The sequence below is a fragment of the bacterium genome, assembly GCA_020440705.1.
GTDB lineage: Bacteria > Krumholzibacteriota > Krumholzibacteriia > LZORAL124-64-63 > LZORAL124-64-63 > JAGRNP01.
In genome coordinates this window covers 1-566 of the sequence record JAGRNP010000359.1, presented here as the reverse complement: position 1 = coordinate 566, position 566 = coordinate 1, and the positions used below count along the sequence as shown (strand labels likewise).

General features: G+C 65.4%; 1 protein-coding gene. It reads right to left on the bottom strand.

All coding sequences use genetic code 11. The features are described 5' to 3' along the window. Window positions 1-566: FtsH protease activity modulator HflK (gene hflK, locus KDM41_18780; GenBank protein ID MCB1185470.1), on the bottom strand; the 566-nt coding region annotated here is incomplete at both ends.

The window sequence follows — 566 nt, the reverse complement described above, 5'->3', positions numbered from 1 at the left end:
CGTAACCTTCCGCCTGCTCGACCATCTGCTGAGCCTCGCCCAGGCTGCGGGGGATGGCCTCGTTCTTCTGCTTCTCGGCGACGCTGATCTTCTGCTCCAGCTCCTGCTGCGCCTGGTTCACCTCGTTGAAGGCAGGCTTGACGCGGTCCGGCGGGTTGACGTCCTGGAGGACCAGCTGGTCCACCACCAGGCCGGTCTCGTAGAGGGTCAGGAGCTCTTGGAGCCTCTGGTGGACCAGGCTGGCGATCTCCGTCCGACCGATGGTGATCACCTCGTTGACCGTGCGGTCGCCCACCACTTCCCGCATCACGGCCTCGCTCAGGTCCCGCAACGTCTCTTCGACGTTGCGCACCCGGAAGAGGTAAAGCTCCGGCTCGGCGATCCGATACTGGACCACCCACTCCACCTCCGCCGTACTGAGGTCGCCGGTGAGCATGTTGGCCTCGTCCGGGACCTTCTTGTACTGGGTCCGCTGGTCGTGGCTCAGCCCCGTGGACTGGAAGCCGAACTCCTGCTTGAGCTGGCGCTGCACGGGAACGCGGATCAGCTCGTCGACCCCGAAGGGA